This is a genomic window from Longimicrobium sp., from assembly GCA_036389795.1.
GTDB lineage: Bacteria > Gemmatimonadota > Gemmatimonadetes > Longimicrobiales > Longimicrobiaceae > Longimicrobium.
The window spans coordinates 1-4,990 of the sequence record DASVWD010000178.1 but is presented as its reverse complement, the minus strand read 5'-3'; the positions used below and the strand labels follow the sequence as shown (position 1 = coordinate 4,990).

Here is a 4,990-nt window from a genome sequence, read left to right as displayed (position 1 = left end):
CTCCGGCGGATGCGACGCGTCCAGCGGCACGTACGCGGCGCCCACTTTGAGGATCGCCAGCTCCGCCACCACCAGTTCCACCGAGCGCGGCATCAGCACCGCCACCCGCGTGTCCGGACCCACGCCGCGCGACCTCAGCCGGCGCGCCAGCCGGCGGGCCCGCGCGTCCAGCTCCGCGTAGGTGAGCGAGCGGTCTCCGGAGACAACCGCTTCCGCGTCCGGCGTCCGCTGCGCCTGCGCCGCGAACAGCTCGTGCACCGACGCGCCGCGCGGATACTCCGCATCGGTCGCGTTCCACTTCTCCAGGAGCTGCCGGCGCTCGGCCTCGGGCAGCAGGTCCAGCCGCTCCACGCTCCGGCCGTCGCCCGCCGCCATCCCCTCCAGCACGCGCCGCAGGTAGCCGGCGTAGCGCTCGACCGTGGCCCGCTCGAAGAGCGAGGTGGCGTACTCCACCCGGCCCACGATGCGGCCGCCCTCCTCCCGCAGCGACAGCGACAGGTCGAACTTCGCCGTCTCGGGCGCGGCCGCCCGCAGGGGCGCCGGCACGAGCCCCGGCAGCTCCAGGCTTCCCCGCGGCGCGTTCTGCCACGCGAACATCGCCTGGAACACGGGGTTGTGCGCCAGGCTGCGCGCGGGCCGCACCAGTTCCACCACCTGCTCGAAGGGGATGTCCTGGTTCTGCTGCGCCCCGAGCGTGCGCGCCTTCACCCGCCCCAGCAGCTCCGCCACCGTGGGCGAGCCCGACAGGTCCACGCGCAGCGCGAGCGTGTTGACGAACAGCCCGATCAGCCCCTCGACCTCCCTGTGGCCGCGGTTGGCCGTGGGCGTGCCGACCACCACGTCGTCCTGCCCCGAGAGCCGGCCGAGCACCGTGGCCCAGCCGGCGAGCAGCGTCATGAACAGCGTGGCCCCGTGCCGCCGGCCGAGCGCCTCGAGCCTCGCCACGAGAGCCTCGTCCAGCTCCAGGGCGACCGAGGCGCCCGCGAAGTCCTGCTGCGCCGGGCGCGGGTGGTCAAGCGGCAGCTCCAGCAGCTCCGGCGCGCCCGCCAGCGCGCTCCGCCAGTACGCCGCCTGCTTCTCCAGGACCTCGCCGCCCACCCAGCGCCGCTGCCACGCCGCGTAGTCCGCGTACTGGACCGCCGGCGGGGGGAGCGGGTCGGCCTCACCGCGGCGGAAGGCCCCGTACAGCGCGCCCAGCTCGCCGGCCAGCACGTCCATCGACCACTCGTCCGAGACGACGTGGTGCATCGTCACCAGCAGCGCGTGGTCGTCTTCCGCCAGCCGCACCAGGCGCCCCCGGACGAGCGGGCCGCGCTCCAGGTCGAAGGGCGCCTCCGTCTCCTCGGCCACCAGGCGGTCCAGCTCGGCGCCCTGGTCGGCGCGCCCGGCCAGGTCGTGCACCAGCAGGGGGAAGCGGCACCCCTCCGCCGGGGCGATCCGCTGCTCCGGCTCGCCGTCCACCGCCGCGAACGTCGTCCGCAGCGCCTCGTGGCGCGCCACGATCCGGTCCAGCGCGCGAGAGAGCGCCGCGCCGTCCAGGGCGCCCCTCAGGCGGAACCGCTTCGGGAGGTTGTACACGCCCCCGGCGCCCAGCTGCTCCAGGAACCAGAGCCGCTGCTGCGCGAACGACGGCGCCAGGCGCCCCCCGCGGTCCACCGGCTCGATCGCCGGGAGCTCCGCCCGCGCCGCCTCCTCCAGCCCCCGCGCGAAGTCCGCCAGCACCGGCCGCTCGAACACGTCGTCGAGCGCCAGCTCCACGCCCAGCACCTGGCGCACCCGCGAGATCACCTTCACCGCCAGGAGCGAGTGACCGCCCAGCTCGAAGAAGTCGTCCTCGCGCCCCACGCGCTCCACGCCCAGCACCTCCGACCAGATCTCCGCGGCGGCCGTCTCGGCGGCTCCCGCGGGGGCGTCGTCCGCCGCCGCGTCGGGCGGCGGAGTCAGGAGGTGGAAGGAGCTGCTCGCTCGATCGTCGCTCGGCATGGAGAGCCAGGGATTGGGTGGGTGATCGTCCCGGGCGGCGGCCCTTCCGCCGCCCGAAGCGGGACGGCGACCGGCCACGACCTGTTCTGCCTTCCGTCCACGGCCCCGGGAGGTGGGTCCTCCCCCACGAAGCCGCTTTTCCGTCCACGGCCCCGGGGAGGTGGGTCCTCCCCCGCGGAGCCGCTTTTCCGTCCCACGGCCCCGGGGAGGTGGGTCCTCCCCCCGCGGAGCCGCTACTCCTCCAGACCTGTCTGCGCTTCAGCCGCCCGGCCGGTCCCGGAGCCGCGCCGCGAAGTCGACGAAGAAGTCGAGCGCTTCCGGGTTCGCGAGCGAGCCGGGGCTGACCACGCGCCCGGCCGGCTCGCCCTGCAGGATGCGCTTGACCGGCACCTCCACCTTCTTCCCGTTCATGGTGCGCGGCACGGCGGGGACGGCGACGATCTCGTCGGGCACGTGCCAGCGCGAGAAGCGGGTGCGCAGCTCGTCGCGGATCCGCGCGCGCAGCGCGTCGTCGAGAACGGCGCCGCCGGCCGGCACCACGAAGAGCGGCATGTAGTAGCCGGCCTCCGGCAGCTCCAGCCCCACCACCAGCGAGTCCAGCACCTCCGGCATCGCCTCCACCGTGCGGTAGATCTCGCTGGTGCCGATCCGCACGCCCAGCCGGTTGAGCGTGGAGTCGGAGCGGCCGTGGATCACCGCGCTGCCGCGCTCGGTGAAGCGCACCAGGTCGCCGTGGCGCCAGACGCCGGGGAAGGTGTCGAAGTAGCTCTCGCGGTAGCGCGCGCCGTCGGGGTCGTTCCAGAAGAAGAGCGGCATGGAGGGGAGCGGCTCGGTGAGCACCAGCTCGCCCACCTGGCCCACCACGGGGCGTCCCGCCTCGTCGAACGCGTGCGCGGCCACCCCCAGCGCGCGCCCCTGCAGCTCGCCCTCGTGCACGGGCAGGTACGGGCACGCCCCCACCAGCCCCGTGCACACGTCGGTGCCCCCGCTCCCGGTGGCCAGCCACACGTCGCGCTTGACCGCGTCGTAGATCCAGCGGAACCCCTCGGGCGAGAGCGGCGACCCGGTGGCGCCCAGCACGCGCAGCGCCCCCAGGTCGAAGCGGTCCCCAGGGCGCACGCGGGCCCGGGTGCGCGTGGCGAAGAAGCTGGCGCTCACGCCGAAGTGGGTGATGCGCGCGTCCTGCGCGATCCGCCAGAGCACGTGCAGGTCCGGGTACGCCGGGCTGCCGTCGTACAGCACCACCGTGCACCCGGTCAGCAGCCCGCCCACCAGCAGGTTCCACATCATCCACCCGGTGGTGGTGAACCAGAACAGGCGGTCGCCGGGCCCCACGTCGCGCTGCAGCGCGTGCGCCTTCAAATGCTCGAGGACGATGCCGCCGTGCCCGTGCACGATGGCCTTCGGCGGCCCGGTGGTGCCGGAGGTGTAGAGCACCCAGAGCGGGTGGTCGAAGGGGACCGCCTCGAACTCCAGCGGGCCGCTCCCGCCGAGCAGCTCGCCCCACTGGGCGGCGCCGTCCAGGCGCGCGTCGGGGTCGAGGTAGGGGACGAGCACGGTGTGCCGCAGCGAGGGGAGCTGCTGCCGGAGCGTGGCCACCTCGGCGCGCCGGCCGATCCGCTTCCCCCCGGAGACGTAGCCGTCGACCGCGATCAGCACGGAGGGCTCGATCTGCTGGAAGCGCTCGACGGCGCCCTGCACGCCGAAGTCGGGCGAGCAGCTCGACCAGACCGCCCCGATGCTCGCCGAGGCCAGGAGCCCCACCACCGCCTCGGGGATGTTGGGGAGGTACGCGGCCACCCGGTCGCCGCGCCCGACCCCCATGGCGCGCAGCGAGGCCGCGACCGCCGCCACCCGCCGGCGCAGCTCGGCCCACGAGACCTCCTCCAGCGGGCGCAGCTCGGACGCGAAGAGGAGCGCCGGGTGCCCGTCGTCGTCGTGGCGGAGGGCGTTCTCGGCGTAGTTGAGCCGCGCGCCGGGGAACCAGCGCGCGCCCGGCATGCCCCGCGACGCCAGCACCGTCTCGTACGGCTCGGCCGCCTTCACCGCGAAGAAGTCCCAGAGCGACGCCCAGAACTCCTCGATGTGCGTGGCCGACCACTCCTGCGCGTCGTGGTAGCCGGCGAAGCGCAGGCCGCGCTCGCGCTCCAGCCACGCCAGGTAGCGCGCGAAATGGGAGCGGCGCTTCACCTCGGGAGAGGGCTCCCAGAGCAGCGGCGGCGCGTCGTCGGCGAGCACGGCGCCGCCCATGGACACGGCGCTATCCACGGCGCCCCTCCTCGGGCCCGGCGAACCCCGCCGGCGCGGCGGCGGCCGCGGCCCGGGCGGGGTCGGGGTGGAGCGCCGGGACCTCGATCCGCGCGGGCGGGCCACCGTCCGCGCCGCCGCGCGCGGGGGTCGTCCGCTCCGCTGCGACACGCTCCCGCGACGCCTCGATGCGGGCCGCCAGGGACTCGACGGTGGGGTCGGAGAACAGGTCCACCACCTGGACGGGGATCCCCGCCCGCCGGAGGCGCTCGACGATCCGGATCACCAGGAGCGAGTGGCCGCCCAGCTCGAAGAAGTGGTCGCGGCGCCCCACCCGGGCCACGCCCAGCAGCTCGGACCAGATCTCGGCCAGCGCCGCCTCGGTCTCGCCCACGGGCGCCTCGTAGCCGCGCCGCGCGAACGCGTCGCCCTCCGGCGCCGGCAGCCCCCGCCGGTCCACCTTCCCGTTCGGCGTCAGCGGCAGCGCCTCCAGGCGCACGTACGCCGCCGGCACCATGTGCTCCGGGAGCCGCTCGCCCAGGTGCCGCCGCAGCGCCTCCGGCTCCACCGCCCCGGCCGCGCCCACGCAGTACGCCACCAGCCGCCGGTCGCCGGGCGCGTCCTCGCGCGCCACCACCACCGCCTCGCGCACCCCCGGGTGCTCCAGCAGCCGCGCCTCGACCTCGCCCGGCTCGATCCGGTAGCCCCGCACCTTCACCTGCTCGTCGCCGCGGCCCAGGAACTCCAGCGTCCCGTCCGC

General features: G+C 75.6%; 3 protein-coding genes. All 3 read right to left on the bottom strand.

The window, feature by feature from the left end; genetic code table 11:
- A partial coding sequence (locus VF746_22715) for a condensation domain-containing protein (GenBank protein HEX8695242.1) occupies positions 1–1,983 on the bottom strand: 1,983 nt, incomplete at its 3' end.
- 258 nt (positions 1,984–2,241) lie between these two features.
- Positions 2,242–4,251, bottom strand: coding sequence for an acetoacetate--CoA ligase (locus tag VF746_22710; GenBank protein HEX8695241.1), 2,010 nt, complete (start codon positions 4,249–4,251; stop codon positions 2,242–2,244).
- Positions 4,244–4,990, bottom strand: a 747-nt coding sequence (locus VF746_22705) for a phosphopantetheine-binding protein (GenBank protein HEX8695240.1), incomplete at its 5' end; no start/stop codon positions are given. The genes VF746_22705 and VF746_22710, both read right to left, overlap by 8 nt.